This window comes from Sphingomonas sp. DBB INV C78 (assembly GCF_042693015.1).
Taxonomy (GTDB): domain Bacteria; phylum Pseudomonadota; class Alphaproteobacteria; order Sphingomonadales; family Sphingomonadaceae; genus Sphingomonas_E.
The window spans coordinates 3,181,999-3,199,761 of the sequence record NZ_CP170544.1 but is presented as its reverse complement, the minus strand read 5'-3'; the positions used below and the strand labels follow the sequence as shown (position 1 = coordinate 3,199,761).

Here is a 17,763-nt window from a genome sequence, read left to right as displayed (position 1 = left end):
CGCCTCCATTCACTGGATGGCCGCAAGCATTTTCCTGAACCGGGTGAGCGTGAAGAAGGTGTAGGCGGCCCCGATCGCGAACATCTTCAACAGCTCCGGCCACACCATCACCGGGGTCGCATTGCGGAACAGCACCGCCTGCGAGAAGCTGACGAAGTGGGTGGACGGCACGAACTGCATCACCTTCTGCAGGAAGATCGGCATGCTTTCGAGCGGGGTCTGCCCGCCCGACAGCAGGCTCATGACGATGAAGACCGGGAAGGCCAGCAGGCCGAATTGCGGCATCGACCTGACCACGGTCGCCAGCATGATACCCAGCGCCGTCACCGAAAAGAGATAGACGGCAAGCCCGAAGGCGAAGAGCAGTATCGATCCCGCGATCGGCACCCCGATCAGCCCCTTCACGACGATGAACAGCGAAAGCAGGGCGGCGACGATCACCACCAGCCCGTTCGACCAGATCTTGGCGAACATGAGCTCATAGGGTTGCAGCGGCATGACGAGCAGATGTTCGATATTGCCATGTTCGCGTTCGCGCAGCACCGCGGCGCCGCACAGGAAGATCGCCAGCACCGAGATGTTGTTGATCACCTGGTTGACCGCGACGAACCAGCTCTGCTGCATGTTGGGGTTGAAGCGGGCGCGGCTTTCCAGCTCGATCAGCGGGCGATTGTTGGGATCGTTGCGGCCCGGCCAGAAAGGCTCGATCGTGTGGTTGATGATGCGCTGGATATAGGTCGGTCCGCGGCCGGCCTGGCTCATCGCGGTCGCATCGGTGATGATCTGCACTTCCGGCTTCAGCCCTTCCTCGATATCCGACTGGAAATCGGGCGGGATGTTGACAACGAAGGTATATTTTCCGCGGTCCATCGCCGGATTGATCTCGGCGAAGGAGATCGTCGACGGCGTCAGGAAGAGCGGCGGCAGCATCGCATCGCGAATGTCGCGCGCTGCCCGGCTGTCATCCTCGTCGACGATCGCGATCGAAGCGTTGACCACGTCCATCACGGCACTCTTCGACGGCGTATAGACCGAGAAGGTGAAGGTGTAGGCAATTAGGAACAGCAGCACCGGATCGCGGTAGAGGCTGATCAGTTCCTTGATACCCAGATGGAAGATGTGCCAGGCGCTGCGCATGTCACGGCTCCTGCTTCTTGAGGAGCAGGGCGGAGAGAATGAAATAAATGGCGGCGATGATCGCCAGCGCCAGGATATTGGTCCACACCGCCCAGAAACCGAGCGCCTTGGTGAAGGTGCCGACGGCGATCGCCTGGAAGTAGGTGCTGGGGAATATCTGCGCCGCGAACCAGGCGCCTCCCGTCAGTGACGAGGTCGGCACGAACATTCCCGAGAATTGCACGGCGGGCAGGATGGTGATGATTGCGGCGGCGAAGATCGCGGCGGTCTGCGTCGATGCGAAGACCGAGATCAGCAGGCCGAAGCCGGTGCTCGCCAGCACATAGATGATGCCGCCGAGCATCAGGGTAAGGACGCTGCCCTTCACCGGCACCTGGAACAATATCACCGCCAGCAGCACCAAAGTGATGAACTGGATCAGTGCGACGCCGATATAGGGAAGCTGCTTGCCGAACAGGAATTCGGCCTTCGTTGCCGGTGCCGCGTAGAAATTGGCGATCGAGCCCAATTCCTTCTCGCGAACCACGCTGAGCGCGGTCAACATGCTCGGGATCAACATCAGCAACAGCATGATGTCGCCAGGCACCATCGCGTAGACGCTCTCGAACGACTGGTTGTAGAGCGCGCGCGTCTCGACATTCGCCGGCTTGGCGATGGGCGGGATACCCTTTTCGTCACGCAGTAACGCTTCCTGCTGACTGTGCGTGTTTTCGATATAGCCGCGGGACGTTTCTGCGCGGAAGGGGATGGCGGCGTCGATATAGGCATTGACGACAGGCGCCCGGCCGCGCTGCACATCGCGTTGATAACCAGCAGGAATTTCCAGTGCGAACCGCAGTTCGCCATTGCGCAGACGCCGGTCGAGCTCGGTATAGCTCGTGATCGGGTCACGTTCGTCATAGTAGATCGAGCCACGATAGGAGTCCGTGTAGGATCGGCTGGCGGCCGTATTGTCGAAGTCGAGCGTCGCGAACTTCAGATGCTCGACGTCGAGCGAGATGCCGTAGCCGAACACCACCATCAGCAGCAGCGGCCCGAGCACGGCAAAGGCCAGGCGCACGGTATCGTGGCGCAGCTCAATCGCTTCACGGCGGGCGAAGGCCCAGACGCGGCTGAAGCTGAACTTGCCCGGCTCGTCATGGGCCTGCTCCTCGCCCGTCTTGGCGACCTCGGTCGCTGGCACCTCAACCGACGGCTGGGCGACCTTGGCGGCCTCGTCCTCCAGATAGCCGATGAAGGCCGTTTCCAGGTCGGGCGCGTTGCGCTGACGGACGAGCTCTGCGGGTGGCCCCTGCGCCAACACCTTGCCCGCGTGCATCATCGACATGCGATCGCAGCGCGCGGCCTCATTCATGAAGTGGGTGGAGAGGAAGATGGTGACATTATCCTCGCGCGACAGGCGGATCAGCAATTCCCAGAAGCCGTCGCGGGCGACCGGATCGACGCCCGACGTCGGCTCATCCAGGATCAGCACCTCGGGCTCGTGCAGCACGGCGACGGCGAGCGAGAGGCGCTGCCGGATGCCGAGCGGAATATCCTGGGCGAGCGTGTCCGCCACATTCTGCAGGCCGAACTTTTCGATCAGGCTGTTGACCCGCGCCTCGCCCTCGGCCGGCGGCAAATCGAATAGGCGGGCGTGGAGAACGAGGTTCTGGCGGACGGTGAGCTCGGTATAGAGCGAGAAAGCCTGCGACATGAAGCCGACACGGCGGCGGGCCTCGATATCGCCGCCCTTCATCGGATTGCCGAACAGCAAGGCGGTGCCGTCCGTCGGCTCGAGCAGCCCGGTCAGCATCTTCATCGTCGTCGTCTTGCCGCAGCCGTTCGAGCCCAGGAAACCGAAGATCTCGCCGCGCTCGATGCGGAAATTGACATGGTCGACGGCGGTGAAGTCACCGAACCGCTGGGTCAGACCCTCCGCCTCGATCGCGGGTGGCCCGCCGGAAGGCTTGAAGGGCAGGATCTGCGGCTCGCGATGCCCCTTCTTTGCCTCCTCGGGCAGCATCTTGATGAAGGCCTGCTCGAGCGTGGTGGAATCGGTCTTCGTCCGCACCTCCTCCGGCGTGCCGGTGTCGAGGATCTGGCCGCCGTTCATCACCATCAGCCACTCGAACCGCTCGGCCTCGTCCATATAAGCGGTGGCGACGAGCACGCTCATGTTGGGGCGGCGTTCGCGGATGCGGTCGATCAGGTCCCAGAATTGCCGGCGGGCGAGCGGATCGACGCCGGTGGTCGGCTCGTCGAGGATCAAGAGATCGGGATCGTGGATCAGCGAGCAGCAGAGACCGAGCTTCTGCTTCATGCCGCCGGACAATTTGCCCGCCGGGCGATCGCGGAAGCGGGTGAGGTCGGTGCTCTGGAACAGATCGTCGATCCGCCATTCGCGCTCCTCGCGCGACTGGCCGAACAGGCGGCCGAAGAAATCGACATTCTCGAAGATCGAAAGCGTCGGATAGAGATTCTTGCCGAGGCCCTGCGGCAGATAGGCGACGCGCGCCGCGATCGAGGTGCGGAAGGCGGCGTCACCGATATTGCCGCCGAGCACCTGGACGTCACCATCCTGAATCTTCCGCACGCCGGCGAGCAGGCCCAACAAAGTGGACTTGCCGACGCCGTCCGGCCCGATCACCCCGATCATCTTGTTGGCGGGGATCTCGATGCTGACATTGTCGAGCGCGACCACATCCCTGTAGCGATGCGTGACCCCCCGCACGCTCGCGGCGATGGTGAGGCGATCGTCCGACATTATTTGCCTGCCGCGCTACCGGTGGGCTGCCACAGGTTGGTCGGCATCTTCGCCGGCGGTTCGAGCTCGGCGGGCCACGCCTTCTGCGTGTCGTAGCGGACATAGCCCAGGCCCGGCGTGCCGGCCTTCACCAGCGCCTCATATTGCTTCAGCCGCTCTTTCGGGATCTGCAGCTTGACGCGGAAGGTGAGGTTGTGGCGCTCCTCCTGCGTCTCGACCGTCTTGGGCGTGAATTGCGCGAGCGGCGACACGAATGAGACGAAGGCGCGGATCGGATATTGCGGAGCGGCATCGAGGACGATGCGCGCTTCCGAGTTGAGCTGGATCTTGCCCGTCACGCGTTCGGGCAGGAAGACGTACATATAGACGTCGCTCAGATCGATCATCGAATAGACGCGGCCGCCGGCGGCGAGAACTTCGCCGGCTTCGGCCAGGCGGCTCTCGATCCGGCCGCGCACCGGCGCCACCAGCACGCTGTCCTTGATCTGGGCGCGGATGCGATCGACCTCGGCAGACGCTTCGGCAATCGTCGCTCCCGAGCGGCCGACCATCGCCTGCGCGCCGACATAATCGGACTGCGCGGTTGCGATCTCGGCCCGGGCGCCGGCCACCTGGGCGCGTGTCGTCAGCATCCGGGCGGAATCGGTTTCCGCCTCCTGCTCGCTCACCGCACCGCGGCCGACCAGCCCCTTGGACCGGCTGAACTGCTGCTGTGCATAAGTGAGGTCGGCCTGGCGGGCGGCCAGTTCGGAGCGCCGCGTGTCGATCTGCGCGCGCTTGGCGGCGACATCCGCTGTCGCCACGCGTTCGCTGTCCTGCGCCTGGCGGATTTGCGCCTGTGCCTGCCGCAGCCGTGCCTCAAGCTCCTCGGTGTCCAGCCGGGCGACGACCTGGCCGGCCTCGACCGTGTCGCCTTCGTTGACCAGCACCTCCTTGATGCGGCCTGGATATTTGGCGGCGACATAGAGCTCGTTGGCTTCGAGCCGGCCATTGCCCGCGGCAAAGCCGTCGGGGATCTTCGATCCGCCAAAGATCTGCCAGGCAAGGAAGCCCAGCACCACAACGGCGATAGCGATAAAAATCAGGTTGCGCTTTGACATGGCCGTACCCCGATTCGGCAGCCCTGTCACAAGATTGGCATGGAGCGCTTCATAGTAACATCGGGACTAGTCCCTATCGAACCCGCGGGAATATTGGTAGTTACCCCGCATTCCTTAGGGGGATTTACCGATTTATTCCTTACCCGTCACATGATAGCACTTTAAATTGCAGACATGGAATTAATTATCAGGCATTTCGGACAGTTACGGCAGGTGCGGGGATCGCCGTAAACCGACTCGGCGATATCGCCTGCACCGGCCTTTCCTGTTCATCCGTGGAGAGACCAGATGGCCGACATGATCGCACCATATCCGGTTCCCGAACTGGACCATAGCGAACCGCCGGCCGGTTCCGACCGGCGCGCCTTCATGATGCGCAGCGCGCTGGCGCTTGCGATCGTTTCGGTCGGCGGCAGACCGTCCGCGCTGGCGGCGGAGGTTCCGGCCAAGGATCCGCCGCTCGATCCCAATCTTCAAGTGGTGCGGAAGTCCAAGGGACCGGTGATGACCACCGCCGAGGAATTCTACAAGGTCGGGCCGGGCCCGTCCTCATCGCACACGATCGGCCCGATGCGGATTACGTATGATTTCTATCAGCGCTGTACCAAATTGCCGGCGGACCAGCTCGCCCAGGCGACGGCACTCAAGGTCCACCTCTTTGGAAGCCTGAGCGCGACCGGCAAAGGGCATGGCACCGAACGTGCGTCGCTCGCCGGGCTTGCGGGCAACGAACCCGCGACGATCGATCCGGCGATCCTGGACGGGATGGCGGCCAATCCCGACCAGGTCTTTCCGGTGAAACTCGGATCAAAGACGATCAGCGCCTCGCTGAAGGACATCGTCTACGACGCGACCAAGGGCGATTTCCCGCACCCGAACACGATGACCTGCAAGCTGATGGCGGGCGACAAGGTGTTGCTTGAGCAGGAATATTATTCGGTCGGCGGCGGCTTCATCGAATGGAAGGGCTACACGCCGCCCAAGAAGAACCCGCCCAAATATCCTTATGAGACAATGGAAGAACTGCTCGCCCATGCCGAACGCGACAAGATCAGCATAGCGCAGTTGATTATGGCCAATGAGGTCGCGATCACCGGCAAGAGCGAGGCGGAGGTGAACGCCTTCCTCGACAAGATCATGGGCGCGATGCGCGCGACCGTGAAGACCGGGCTGGCAGCACCGACCGCGACGTTGCCGGGACCGATCAAGCTCAAGACCAAGGCGCACGACGTCTATACCAATGCACTGAAGCAGGAGGGGCCGGCACGGCAGGCGATCGGGCTGGTCAGCGCCTATGCGCTGGCGGGGTCCGAGGAAAATGCCCGCGGCCATCTCGTCATCACTGCGCCGACAGGTGGATCGGCAGGCGTGATGCCGGCGGTGCTCTATTCGCTTGGCCCCGACGGCGCCAAGCTATCGGACGATGCGCTTCGTGCCGGGCTGCTGGCCGGCCTGGCCGCCGGCTATCTCTGCAAGCACCGCGCAACGCTCGCCGCCGCAGAGGGCGGGTGTCAGGCAGAAATCGGCGTGGCCTCGGCAATGGGGGCAGCGATGATCGGCCAGGCCTATGGCACCCCGAACCGCGTCATCGCCAATGGTGCGTCGGCCGCGCTCGAGCATCATCTCGGCATGACCTGCGATCCGGTGGCCGGTTTCGTCCAGGTGCCCTGCATCGAGCGCTGCGCGTTCGGGGCGGTCAAGGCGTGGACCGGTCATCTCATCGCCAAGAACGAGATTCCGATCAATCGACGGGTGGCCTTCGATTCGGTCGTCGAGGCGTTGGCGCTAACGGCCAAGGACATGAATCCGAAGTATAAGGAAACTTCGGAAGGCGGGCTGGCTCTGTCGGTCACGCTCTGCTGAGGCCCGACCGATGGCCGCTTCCGCCCCCGGCCATTCGGGCAGCATCGGCCGCGCTGCCGTGGCGGCATGGCTGCTGACGTCGGTCTATTATTTCTATCAATATGTGTTGCGTTCGGCGCCCTCCGTGATGATGCCGCAACTCGGCGACGCCTTCGGCCTGACGGCGGTCGGCGTCGCCTCCTTGGTCGGCCTCTTTTATTACGGCTATGCGCCTTTCAGCCTGGTGGCGGGTGTCGGCATGGACCAATTGGGTCCGCGCAAGGTGATCCCGCTGGGGGCGGCCGTTGTCGGCGTCGGGACTCTGCTTTTCGCGACCGGCGATTCCATGCTCGGCGGCATCGGCCGCTTCCTCCAGGGCGCTGGCGGCGTCTTCGCGCTGATCGGTGCGGTCTATATCGCCACCAATTATCTGCCTGCCGCCCATGCGGCGACCCTGATCGGCGTCACCCAGATGTTCGGCATGGCCGGCGGATCGGCGGGGCAGTTCGTGGTCGGTCCGGCGATCCAAGGCGGGCTCCCCTGGGACCGCTTCTGGCTGATCATGGGGCTGGCCGCCTTCCCGATCGCGATTGCCCTGTTCGTCCTCATGCCGCGGAGCGAGGCCCCCGCCGCGGGGCGCGAGGGGCTGAAGCGTGCGGGCGAGGCGATCGGTGCGGTGTTCCGCAACCCGCAATCGATCATGTGCGGGCTGATCGCCGGCCTGCTCTTCATCCCCACCACCATCTTCGACATGGTGTGGGGCATCCGCTTCCTCGAGGAAGCGCACAACATGCCCTATTCGCTGGCGGTGCTGCGATCGGCGTCGGTGCCATTCGGCTGGATCATCGGCTGTCCGTTGATGGGTTGGCTGTCGGATCGGATCGGCCGCCGCAAGCCGGTGATCATCGGCGCCGGCGTGGTGCTGTTCGCCTGCCTGGCCTTCATCCTCTATGGCCCGACCGGCCTCTTCCCGCCCTTCACGCTCGGCCTTGTCGCCGGCATCGCGTCGGGCGCGGCGATGATCCCCTATACGGTGATCAAGGAAGTAAACCGGCCCGAACATAGCGGCACCGCCACCGGCGTAATCAACTTCGTCAATTTCTCGGTCACGGCGCTGCTCGGCCCCGTCTTCGCGCGGCTGCTGGTGCGTGCCAGTGACGGCGGCGATCGCGAGCTCGTCCATTACCAAGCCACCTTTTCGCCGCTGCTGATCGGCGTCGGCATCGCCATCCTTCTCACCTTTGCCCTCACGGAATCGGGGCCGGCGGGGCGGTTGCGGCGCGCGCATAATTAGCGGCGGGGAAGCTCGAACGGAGATTTGCGATGTCCACAGATGTCCTCGAAGCCCGCCCCGCCAGCGCTGCGCCCGACATGGGCTTCGCATCCGGCCTGTGGACCAAGGAAATCAATGTCCGCGATTTCATCCAGCAGAATTTCGAACCTTATTATGAGGATGAAAGCTTCCTCGCGGGCCCGACCGAGCGGACCAAGGCGATCTGGGCGAAACTAGAGGCGCTGTTCGTCGAGGAGCGCAAGAAGGGCGTGCTGGACATCTCGCTCGTGCCCAGTTCGATCACCGCGCACGACGCCGGCTATATCGACAAGGATCGCGAGATCGTCGTCGGGCTGCAGACGGATGCGCCGCTCAAGCGCGCGATTATGCCCAATGGCGGGTTCCGGATGGTGCTGAGCGGGCTCGAAGCCTATGGTTATGAGGCCGATCCGGCGGTTGTCGAGACCTTCACCAAATATCGCAAGACCCACAATGAGGGCGTGTTCGACGCTTACACCGCGGACGTGCGGCGCTGCCGCAAGTCGCATGTCCTGACCGGGCTTCCCGACGCCTATGGCCGCGGGCGGATCATCGGCGATTATCGCCGCGTCGCGCTCTACGGCGTGGACCGGCTGATCCGCCGCAAGAAGGAGGAGAAGGCCGCGCTCGATCTGGAATGGTCGACCGACGACATCATCCGCGATCGGGAGGAGCTTTCGGAACAGATCCGCGCGCTCGATGAACTCAAGGCGATGGCGGCCAAATATGGCTACGACATCTCAGGCCCGGCCCGGACCGCGCGGGAGGCGGTACAATGGCTCTATTTCGGCTATCTCGCGGGCGTGAAGGAACAGAATGGCGCGGCCATGTCGCTCGGCCGCGTCTCCACCTTCCTCGACATCTATTTCGAGCGCGAACTGGCGGCCGGCAGCATCACCGAGGAGGAGGTGCAGGAGATTGTCGACGATTTCGTCATCAAGCTTCGCATCGTTCGCTTCCTGCGCACGCCCGAATATGACGAACTCTTTTCCGGCGATCCGACCTGGGTGACGGAATCGATCGCCGGCATGGGCGATGACGGCCGGCCGCTGGTGACGAAGACGAGCTTCCGTTTTCTCCAGACGCTCTACAATCTCGGCCCGGCGCCCGAACCCAATCTCACCATCTGGTATACGCCGCAACTGCCCGAACCCTTCCGCCGTTTCGCCGCGAAGGTCGCGATCGACACCAGCTCGATCCAGTTCGAAAGCGACGAGATCATGCGCGCCGCCTGGGGCGACGACGGGGCGATCGCCTGCTGCGTATCCCCCATGCTGATGGGCAAGCAGATGCAGTTTTTCGGCGCGCGCTCGAACCTCGCCAAATGCCTGCTCTATGCGATCAACGGCGGTCGCGATGAAATGAGCGGGGAACAGGTGGGGCCGAAGGCCGATCCCGCCAGTGGCGACTATCTCGACTTCGATGACGTGCTGGAGAAGTTCGATCGCATGATGGACTGGCTGGCCGGCGTCTATGTCAGCGCCATGAACGTCATCCATTATATGCACGACAAATATGCCTATGAGCGCATCGAGATGGCGCTGCACGATTATGCACCGGTGCGGACGATGGCGTTCGGCATCGCCGGCATGTCGGTGGTGGCGGACAGCCTTTCGGCGATCAAGCATGCGAAGGTGAAGGTGATCCGCGACGAGACCGGCCTGGTCGTCGATTATGAGACGGAAGGCGATTTCCCGGTCTTCGGCAACAATGACAACCGGGTCGATCATCTCGCGAGCTGGCTGGTCAGCACCTTCATGAGCAAGCTGCGCAAGTTCAAGACCTACCGCAACGCGCTCCACACCCAGTCGGTGCTGACGATCACGTCCAATGTCGTCTATGGCAAGGCGACCGGCAACACGCCTGACGGCCGCCGCCAGGGGCAACCCTTCGCCCCCGGCGCCAACCCCATGCACGGTCGCGACAGCCACGGCATCCACGCATCCGCGGCGTCGGTGGCCAAGATTCCCTATCGCGACGCGGCGGACGGCATCTCGCTCACGTCGACGCTGGTGCCGAGCGGGCTTGGCCATGCCGAGGAAGATCGCGTCACGAACCTGACGGCGATGCTCGACACCTTCTTCGGCACGACCGGTTACCACATGAACGTCAACGTGCTGAACCGCGAAACCCTGCTCGATGCGATGGATCATCCGGAGAAATATCCGAGCCTGACGATCCGCGTGTCCGGCTATGCGGTGAACTTCATCCGGCTGACCCGCGAACAGCAGATGGATGTCATCAACCGCACATTCCACGGAGGCTGAATGCCCACCGGGCGTCCCGATGCGCCGCTGGAGGCGAGTTCGCCCTTCGAGATGCGGGTGAAGCTGGGCGAGCATGTGCCGGAGACGGATGTGCGCACGGCGCTGCGGACCGGTGATCTCGGCTTCCTACATTCCTTCACCACCGGATCGGCGGTCGACGGGCCCGGCATCCGGCTGGTCGCCTGGACGACATCCTGCATGTTCCGCTGCCAATATTGCCACAACCCGGACACCTGGACGCTTACCAACGGCATCCCGGTCTCGCTGGAACGGAGCATTGCCGAGATCCGCAAATATGCGAACGCGCTGAAATCGATGCATGGCGGCTTCACGCTTTCGGGCGGCGAGCCGCTGATGCAGCACCGCTTCGCCGCGCGGCTGTTCGCAGCGACCAAGCGCATCGGCGTCCACAATGCGATCGAGACCAACGGCTTTTATGGCGACAAGCTTTCGGACGATGAACTGCACGATATCGACCTCGTCATCCTCGACATGAAAGCCTTCACGCTCGAACAGCATAAAAAGGTGACCCAGGGATTGGGCAATCAGGAGGTGCTGGACTTCTGCCACCGCCTCTCGCGGCTCCGGCGGCCGATGTGGCTGCGGTATGTGCTGGTCCCGGATCTCACCGACGATCCGGCGGAGATCGATGCGGTCGCGCGATTCGGCGCATCGTTGGGCGTGGTCGAGCGCGTGGAGGTGCTGCCCTTCCACCAGATGGGCAAATATAAATGGGAGCGGCTGGGATTGAGTTATCGTCTGGTCGACACCAAACCTCCGTCTGCCGAGTTAACCTCCCGAACCATAGAGATTTTTGCAAGCCACGGCCTGAACACCGTCTAGACTGTTCGGCACATGTGCGCTGAGGGTGGACCATGCCCATAGAGATCGAACGGAAATTCCTGGTCAGCGACGATAGTTGGCGCATCGGCGCGATGGAACCGGTCCGCATCACCCAGGGCTACTTCTCCCGGCAAGATCGGCTGATCGGCCGCGTGCGGAAAATTGGGGGCCGCGCCTTCCTGGCCATCAAGGAAAAGAAGGTCGGGCTTTCGCGGCACGAATTCGAATATGAGACCCCTAACGAGGATGCGGAGGAGATGCTGGCGCTCTTCTGCAAGGATGCGTTGATCCACAAGGATCGCTTCACGAGCAGGTTCGATGGGAAGCCCTGGACGATCGACGTCTTCGATGGGGACAATAAGGGGCTTGTCGTCGCCGAGATCGAGCTGGAGAGCGAGAATGAAAAGGTCTCGTTGCCGACGTGGATAGGAGCCGATATCACCGGCGTCGCCCGCTATCGCAACTCCAATCTCGCGCGCTTTCCGTTTCAGGCGTGGAGCCGGCCGGAAGACTGGACGGGCCGGCAGTTGGAAAGCCTGCGCGCAGGCCATATCGCGATCAAATGTTAGCGCGGCTCGCCGCTGTCCTGGCCTTCACGACCGCAAAGTCTTGGTGAACTGGCGTGCCCGGTGTCTCCGACATGATGCTTCTGATCGTCGGACTCTCGCTTGCAGGCGTCACCCTTAGCGATGTTATCCGGACGGTGCTGGTGCCCGGCGACAGCCAGGCCACGCTCCGCACGCCGCGCCGGCTCGCTTTTCTGCTCCTTCCACTATGGCGACACATGAATCGCCGTGGCCTTTCCGGCATGTTCGCGCCAATCGTACTGATTGCATCCTTCACGGTTTGGATGAGCCTGCTCGCGGCCGGCTTCGGCATGGCTGCCTACGCGCTCAGAGCGGCGTTCCAGCCGGCGCTGACCAGCTTTGCCGATGCCTTCTATCTTGTCGGCAGTTCGCTGGTGACCGTCGGTATCAGCGAAACCGAAGTGACCGGCGGGGCGCGCTGGATCATCCTCGGTTCGGGCTTTTGCGGGCTTGCGGTGATGACGATGGCGGTCACTTATTTTCTGCAGGTGCAGAGCAGCACCGCGCGGCGTGACGTCGACGTCTTCAAGCTTGGCACGTCTGCCGGTGATCCACCTTCGGCGCTGATCCTGCTTGAGCGCTTTGCTTCGATACACAACCAAAGCGAGCTTGGCGCAGTGCTGCGCGAGGGGCGGACCTGGTGCGCGACAGTGCGACAGAGCCATGCCACGCACCCCTCGCTCATCTATTTCGATTCAGCGGGGACCGGCTCCGCCTGGCCTGCAGCGCTCGGCGCGCTGCTGGATCTGGCGCTCATCATTCAATTCTATATCGACGATGATCGTCTGTATGGGCCGGCGGTGCTGTTGCGCGACGAAGGCACACGGATGGCCAAGATCCTCGTCCGGCTCGCGGGGCTGGAAGCAGGGGCGCCGGCGACGGACAAGGCGGCGCTGGAGCAGGTGGCTTCCCGCCTGGCGGCTGCTGGCTATCGGCTACGCGACGAAATCGATTATCAGCAGGCCGCGTCTGCGCGGACCGAGCATCAGATCCATGTGGCAGCGCTTGCCGAGCATCTCGGAAAGCCGACGGCGCCGCTCGTGCCGCCGGTTAATTAACAGTGACCGTTTTCGCCAGCGTGGGCCGAAGCTTATCGCCGCACGCGATCCTGCGCGCTACCCGGGCCAAGTGCGGCAACTCCGGGGCCGCTCAGCGAGCACCGTCCGCCCCCTCGATCAGAAATACGCTATAATCGCCACCCGCTTGGCGATAGGCCAGGGCCTCTTGATAGGCCGGGCTATGATACCAGGCGCGCGCTTCGGCCATGGTGGGGAAGGATATGATGACGGCGCCCTCAGCCGCGTCGCCCTCAAGCTGCTCATATTCGCCATAGAGCGCGAGCGGCGTCAGCGCATGCCCGGCGCGGGCCGCCGTCGCCTTTTCGGCATAGACGCTGAGTGCCCCAATATCCTTGGTCTTTTGCCTTACGAGTACGGCATAAGCGGTCATCATATTTCCTCGGCTTGGGCAAATCGGGTGCGAACGGGTTGCCCAAAAATGCGCGCCGTGACCAGCCAAGGTCGGAAATTATGGCCGCAAATCCTCACGACAAGCGAGCAATCGTGCCGGCGTGCCGGATGCGTGCGCCGACACGCAGCGGCGCACGCACAGCATTCATTCTGCCGCGATCGCTTCCGGTTCGTCGAAGCGGTCGGTTTCGCGGATCAGGCCGGACATTTTCCACTGCTGTTCGAGCACGCCGGGGCCATAGGGTTTGGAACCGCCCAGCGTCTCGGCCAGCGCCTGGAAGCGGGCGCCTTCCTCTAGCAGCACGATGTAGCTGGCGAGCTGGAGCAGGCCCTTGCGGCCCCAGGCTGTCGAGCCGCCATTGGCTTCGAGGATCGCGGGCACCTGGGCATCCTGTGCCAGCACGTCGAGGATGAAGTTCGCTTCACCCTGGCGACGGTCGATATAGATGGGCAGCTCGCGCGCCCGCGTCCAGCGCTGGACGGGGACGTAGCGGATCGGCAGCGCGCGGTGGCTCTGCGACCAGGCGCCGAGATAGACGGTGTGGACATGGCTGACGGTGGTGATGTCGTCGTGCGCGCGGAAGATCGGCAGATAGCGGTTGCCACCGAGATTGCCCTTGGGATCGCCGCCCAGCACGTCACCATCGAAGTTGAAGATGGTCGGCTTCAGATCGGCATCGGGGGCGAAGGGGCCGGGATAGCCGATCGAGACGACCGCCTGCTCGCCGGGCACGCGCTCGACGAAGTTGACGGTGCCCGAAGGCGAGATGGTGCCGGTGTCACGCAGGCCACGGAAGGCGACGGCAGCATCGCGGGCTGCGGCTGCGGCGAAATCGGAAATGGTGGAGTTGAGCGTGGTCATGAATCTACTCCTGAAATGAAGAATTATTCGGCGGCTTGTTGCAGGGCGGACGCGGAGCGGCCGAGCAAAGGCAGCACCTCCTCACCGATGCGATAGGCTTCCTCCAGATGCGGCGTGCCGGCGAGGATGAAGCCGTCGGCGCCGCGGGAGATCAGTTCGTCGAGCTTGGCGGCGCATTGCTCGTAACTGCCGACGATGCCGAGCGCGGGGCCGCCGCGGAGCAGGTTGAACCCGCCCCACAGGTTCGGGCCGACGATCAGTTCGTCATAGCGCTTTGCCTCGGTCGGCTTCAGCGCCGCCTGCCGCGCCGCGCCGACGGAATCGGTGGGCTGGCCGCGCCAGCGCGCGCGGGTCTCGTCGCTGACATTCTCGAAGCCGGCGCGGATGTCGCGCCACGCCTCCTCCTCGGTCGGACGCGCGACGAGATCGACGCGCACGGCGCATTTCTGCTGACGGCCGAGTGCTGCGGTGCGCTCTTTCACGCGCGCGAATTTTTCCGTGAGCTGGTCGAACGGCTCGAGCCAGGAGAGATAATAATCCGCATGTTTCGACGCGGACTGGAGCGCGGCATCCGATGAGCCGGAGAACCAGATTTCGGGGAGCGGCTCGCTGCCGAGCAGCGGAGAGAGTCCGCCTTCGCGGACCTGGTAGAAGCGGCCATCATAGCTGAAGTCGCCGCCCTTCCAGACGCCCTTCAGGACATCGAGAAATTCGGTCGTGCGGCCGTAGCGATCGTCATGCGAGAAGCTGTCGCCCCACCAGAGCTGGGAAGGGCCGCCGCCGCCGGTGATGATGTTGTAGACCGTCCGCCCGCCGGTCGCGCGCTGCAGACTGGCCGAAAGGCGTGCGGCCTGCACCGGATTCAGGAAGCCCGGCTGGAAGGCGATCATGAAGCGGAAGGTCTTGGTCTCGCGCGCCAGCAGCGGCGAGATCACCCAGGGATCGTCGGTGTTCGGAAAAGACGGGATCAGCCCGCCGATGAAGCCCGAAATCTCGGCCGCATTGGCGATTTCCGCCAGATGATCGATGTAGCGGAAGCCATCGTCCTGGCCGTCGCGATTGAGGCCCGGCGACTGGTTGTAAGGACTGATCGGCGACCAGTCGCCACGATCATAGGAACCGCGACGGACGCTGCTGTGGCAGCCGTGGGTCGGCAGGCGCCAGTAAAAGTCGATCGACATGGGATATCTCCTGTCAGGCGGCGGCGCGCGCCGGATCGGCGGCTGCGCGGAAACGGGGAAGGACGAACTGCCCGATGCGGTAGGCCTCTTCGAGCGAGGGCGAGGCGGACAGGGTGAAGTGCTGAATGCCGATGGCGGAGAGCGCGGCAAGCTGGGCTGCTACGCCTTCATAGCTGCCGGCGATGTCGGCGGTGCCGGCTTCCCGTGCTTCCTCATCGCTTTCGCGGGCAAGGACTGAGGCGACGACGCCAAATTCGATCGACCGGCCGGCGGCAAGCGCCTGGCGATCGAGCGCTTCGATGGCGTGGCGCAGGACGTCGACGGGAGCGGCCTCGAACAGATGGACGTCCGCGTGGCGGGCGGAGAGGCCCCAGGCTTCCTCGCCCTCGTCGCGCAGGAAGACCTTGGGGAAGGCGACACGGTTGAGCGGTTCTTCGAAGCCACCGCCTGCGACCTCGAAATATTGACCCTTGAAGGTGAAGGGGCGCGTGCCGTGGACGCCGCGGGCGACGGTCAGGAATTCCTCCGTCCGGGCGACCAGATCCTCGTCGGCGACATGATCGCCGATCCGGGTACGATCTTCCGAACCGGCATCGGGAGCGATCGCCCAGCCGAGCCGGCCATGGGCGAGACGCTGGAAACTGACGGCCTGCTTGGCGGCATAGACCGCCGAACCGACGGAGGCGGGAAATTCCGGCACCAGCAGCAGGCGTGGCGTGGCGCGGGCGACGGCTGCGGCGATGATCTGGCTGTCGTCATGCGGTTCGCTGTGGCGGACGAAGAGCCCGTCAAAGCCGGTAATCGCGGCGGCGCGTGCGATCTGGGCATAATGATCGTAGCGATTGAGCGCAGCGGTGCGGACATCGCGGATCACCGGTTGCCAGCGCGGTCGCTCGCCGGCTTCGGACCGGCTCGGCTCGGCGGCGGGATCAAGCTGCCAATAGGTCTGGGTGGTCATGCGGCATTCCTCTGTGGGGAAAAAGCGGGCGCGCCGAAGCGCCCGGAAAAGACCGTTTGGACAAGCGGGCGGCGATCGTTGGGGCTTTCCTGCGCGTGGAAATCGGCATGAAGGCCGGCAAGGTCCGCCTGCTTGCCGAGCGCCAACATCGACTCCACGGCGAAGGCTTCGGGTATGCCGAGCAGTTCGCGCGCGGCGTCCCGATCGAAGCCGCCGATGCCGTGGGTGTGCCAGCCGAGCAGCAATGCCTGGTGCGCGAAATTGGCCCAGGCCGCGCCGGCATCGAAGCTGTGGCTGACATTGGCGACGACCTCACCCCGGCGCTCCACATCAAGCGCGGAGACGATCAGGATCAGCGCTGAGGCTCGCTCCGCCCACAGCCGGTTGCGCGGCAAGAGGAGACTGACGAAATCGGCCCACTCGGCATCGCCGGGTCGTGCGACGATGAAGCGCCAAGGCTGGGCGTTGGAGGCAGACGGCGCCCAGCGGGCGGCCTCGAACGCGCTCTGCAACACCGCATCGGGCACCGGTTCGCCGGTGAAGCTGCGCGGCGACCAGCGATCGACGAACAATGGATCGACGGGATGATCGGGAATGCGGGGCATCAGCGGTCCTCCGTGCCTGGGAAGCGGACGAGATTGGCGGGATCGGGTGCGCCGGTGAGCTCGGCCAGGATCTCGTCGCGGAGGCGATGAAGGATCGGCGAGCTGCGATCGCGCGGGTGCGGCAGATCGACATCGACGATGCGGCGGATGCGGCCCGGATTGGGGCTCATGATGATGACCCGATCGCCGAGATAGAGCGCTTCTTCCACGTCGTGCGTGACCATCAGCATGGTCGAGCGTTGTTGCATCCAGATGCGCTGCAATTCCTTCTGAACATGGACGCGCGTGAGCGCATCAAGCGCGCCGAGTGGTTCGTCGAGCAACAGCAGCTTGGGTGCGGTGACGAGCGCGCGGGCGATCGCGGCGCGTTGGGCCATGCCGCCCGAAAGCTGGTGGGGATAGGCTTTCTCGAAACCCGAGAGATTCACCAGCGCGATATGATCGGAGACGATCTGCGCGCGGCGATCCTTCGGGATGTCGGTGTTGAGGAGGGCGAGACCGACATTTTCCTCCAGTGTCATCCACGGAAACAGGCGGTGATCCTGGAAGACGATGCCGCGATCGAGGCTGGTGGTGGCGATGCGATGCCCGTCCAGCTTGATCTCGCCCGAATAATCGGTGTCGAGCCCGACGATCAGGCGCAGCAGGGTCGATTTGCCGCAGCCGCTCGCGCCGACGATGCTGACGAATTCGCCCGGCCGGAGCGTGAGATCGATGCCGTCGAGCACCGGCAGCGGCTTGCCGTCGATCGTGAAGCTCTTGGAGAGGCTGCTGATCCTGAGCGCGCCGCTGGCCGGTGGCGATGCGGTGGGAGTGGGCGCGGACGTGACGCGGGCTTGGGCGGTCATTCGGGG

15 protein-coding genes are annotated in these 17,763 nt (G+C 64.0%); 6 read left to right on the top strand and 9 right to left on the bottom strand.

Translation table 11 applies throughout. The annotated features are described in order from the left end of the window. Positions 1-9: 9 nt before the first annotated feature. Genes ACFB49_RS14920 through ACFB49_RS14910 form a run of 3 tightly spaced genes read right to left on the bottom strand, consistent with a single transcriptional unit; the run spans position 10 to position 4,983 of the window. Entirely contained in the window at positions 10-1,137 is a 1,128-nt protein-coding gene (locus tag ACFB49_RS14920) for an ABC transporter permease (protein ID WP_380872029.1), read from the bottom strand. A 1-nt stretch (position 1,138) separates the two neighbouring features. Beyond that, positions 1,139-3,883 carry a ribosome-associated ATPase/putative transporter RbbA gene (rbbA, locus tag ACFB49_RS14915; protein ID WP_380872027.1) on the bottom strand — a complete coding sequence of 915 codons (2,745 nt, stop codon included), beginning with the start codon at positions 3,881-3,883 and terminating at the stop codon, positions 1,139-1,141. Next, positions 3,883-4,983 (bottom strand): HlyD family secretion protein, encoded by a 1,101-nt coding sequence (locus tag ACFB49_RS14910; protein WP_380872026.1) that lies wholly within the window; start codon positions 4,981-4,983, stop codon positions 3,883-3,885. Before ACFB49_RS14910 ends, rbbA begins: the two co-directional genes overlap by 1 nt. Before the next feature lie 288 nt (positions 4,984-5,271). Here ACFB49_RS14910 and ACFB49_RS14905 point away from each other — a divergent pair, with 288 nt between their 5' ends. From ACFB49_RS14905 to ACFB49_RS14880, 6 genes are all read left to right on the top strand, one after another. Then, complete coding sequence (locus ACFB49_RS14905) at positions 5,272-6,846, top strand: L-serine ammonia-lyase (RefSeq protein ID WP_380872025.1); 1,575 nt, start codon at positions 5,272-5,274, stop codon at positions 6,844-6,846. 10 nt (positions 6,847-6,856) lie between these two features. Further along, the gene (locus tag ACFB49_RS14900; RefSeq protein ID WP_380872024.1) at positions 6,857-8,119 is read left to right on the top strand and encodes an MFS transporter; all 1,263 of its coding nucleotides are present in this window, start codon (positions 6,857-6,859) and stop codon (positions 8,117-8,119) included. Between the two features lie 29 nt (positions 8,120-8,148). Continuing rightward, the gene (pflB, locus tag ACFB49_RS14895) at positions 8,149-10,404 is read left to right on the top strand and encodes a formate C-acetyltransferase (protein WP_380872022.1); all 2,256 of its coding nucleotides are present in this window, start codon (positions 8,149-8,151) and stop codon (positions 10,402-10,404) included. Continuing rightward, a complete protein-coding gene (gene pflA / locus ACFB49_RS14890) occupies positions 10,405-11,247 on the top strand; it encodes a pyruvate formate-lyase-activating protein (RefSeq protein ID WP_380872020.1) in 843 nt (280 codons plus the stop codon). It begins immediately after the preceding gene. Between the two features lie 32 nt (positions 11,248-11,279). After that, entirely contained in the window at positions 11,280-11,816 is a 537-nt protein-coding gene (locus tag ACFB49_RS14885; RefSeq protein ID WP_380872019.1) for a CYTH domain-containing protein, read from the top strand. A 71-nt stretch (positions 11,817-11,887) separates the two neighbouring features. Then, entirely contained in the window at positions 11,888-12,892 is a 1,005-nt protein-coding gene (locus ACFB49_RS14880; RefSeq protein ID WP_380872018.1) for a hypothetical protein, read from the top strand. 91 nt (positions 12,893-12,983) lie between these two features. On the opposite strand, the gene ACFB49_RS14875 is transcribed toward ACFB49_RS14880, so the two are convergent. From ACFB49_RS14875 to ACFB49_RS14850, 6 genes are all read right to left on the bottom strand, one after another. Further along, positions 12,984-13,283: a DUF1330 domain-containing protein gene (locus ACFB49_RS14875; RefSeq protein WP_380872017.1), complete on the bottom strand. Its 300-nt coding sequence runs from the start codon at positions 13,281-13,283 to the stop codon at positions 12,984-12,986. Between the two features lie 165 nt (positions 13,284-13,448). Then, a complete protein-coding gene (locus ACFB49_RS14870) occupies positions 13,449-14,165 on the bottom strand; it encodes a class II aldolase/adducin family protein (protein WP_380872015.1) in 717 nt (238 codons plus the stop codon). A gap of 23 nt (positions 14,166-14,188) precedes the next feature. Continuing rightward, the gene (locus ACFB49_RS14865) at positions 14,189-15,346 is read right to left on the bottom strand and encodes an LLM class flavin-dependent oxidoreductase (RefSeq protein ID WP_380872014.1); all 1,158 of its coding nucleotides are present in this window, start codon (positions 15,344-15,346) and stop codon (positions 14,189-14,191) included. 13 nt (positions 15,347-15,359) lie between these two features. After that, a complete protein-coding gene (locus tag ACFB49_RS14860) occupies positions 15,360-16,304 on the bottom strand; it encodes an LLM class flavin-dependent oxidoreductase (RefSeq protein ID WP_380872013.1) in 945 nt (314 codons plus the stop codon). Further along, complete coding sequence (locus ACFB49_RS14855; RefSeq protein ID WP_380872012.1) at positions 16,301-16,909, bottom strand: nitroreductase family protein; 609 nt, start codon at positions 16,907-16,909, stop codon at positions 16,301-16,303. Before ACFB49_RS14855 ends, ACFB49_RS14860 begins: the two co-directional genes overlap by 4 nt. Then, positions 16,909-17,757: an ABC transporter ATP-binding protein gene (locus tag ACFB49_RS14850; RefSeq protein WP_380872011.1), complete on the bottom strand. Its 849-nt coding sequence runs from the start codon at positions 17,755-17,757 to the stop codon at positions 16,909-16,911. The genes ACFB49_RS14855 and ACFB49_RS14850 overlap by 1 nt, the downstream gene beginning before the upstream one ends. Positions 17,758-17,763: the final 6 nt, after the last annotated feature.

Bases quoted from the DNA above. Each gene is read 5' to 3' on its own strand.
- ACFB49_RS14920 (WP_380872029.1), bottom strand. From the start codon at position 1,137: ATGCGCAGCGCCTGGCACATCTTCCATCTGGGTATCAAGGAACTGATC.
- rbbA (WP_380872027.1), bottom strand. From the start codon at position 3,883: ATGTCGGACGATCGCCTCACCATCGCCGCGAGCGTGCGGGGGGTCACG.
- ACFB49_RS14910 (WP_380872026.1), bottom strand. From the start codon at position 4,983: ATGTCAAAGCGCAACCTGATTTTTATCGCTATCGCCGTTGTGGTGCTG.
- ACFB49_RS14905 (WP_380872025.1), top strand. From the start codon at position 5,272: ATGGCCGACATGATCGCACCATATCCGGTTCCCGAACTGGACCATAGC.
- ACFB49_RS14900 (WP_380872024.1), top strand. From the start codon at position 6,857: ATGGCCGCTTCCGCCCCCGGCCATTCGGGCAGCATCGGCCGCGCTGCC.
- pflB (WP_380872022.1), top strand. From the start codon at position 8,149: ATGTCCACAGATGTCCTCGAAGCCCGCCCCGCCAGCGCTGCGCCCGAC.
- pflA (WP_380872020.1), top strand. From the start codon at position 10,405: ATGCCCACCGGGCGTCCCGATGCGCCGCTGGAGGCGAGTTCGCCCTTC.
- ACFB49_RS14885 (WP_380872019.1), top strand. From the start codon at position 11,280: ATGCCCATAGAGATCGAACGGAAATTCCTGGTCAGCGACGATAGTTGG.
- ACFB49_RS14880 (WP_380872018.1), top strand. From the start codon at position 11,888: ATGATGCTTCTGATCGTCGGACTCTCGCTTGCAGGCGTCACCCTTAGC.
- ACFB49_RS14875 (WP_380872017.1), bottom strand. From the start codon at position 13,283: ATGACCGCTTATGCCGTACTCGTAAGGCAAAAGACCAAGGATATTGGG.
- ACFB49_RS14870 (WP_380872015.1), bottom strand. From the start codon at position 14,165: ATGACCACGCTCAACTCCACCATTTCCGATTTCGCCGCAGCCGCAGCC.
- ACFB49_RS14865 (WP_380872014.1), bottom strand. From the start codon at position 15,346: ATGTCGATCGACTTTTACTGGCGCCTGCCGACCCACGGCTGCCACAGC.
- ACFB49_RS14860 (WP_380872013.1), bottom strand. From the start codon at position 16,304: ATGACCACCCAGACCTATTGGCAGCTTGATCCCGCCGCCGAGCCGAGC.
- ACFB49_RS14855 (WP_380872012.1), bottom strand. From the start codon at position 16,909: ATGCCCCGCATTCCCGATCATCCCGTCGATCCATTGTTCGTCGATCGC.
- ACFB49_RS14850 (WP_380872011.1), bottom strand. From the start codon at position 17,757: ATGACCGCCCAAGCCCGCGTCACGTCCGCGCCCACTCCCACCGCATCG.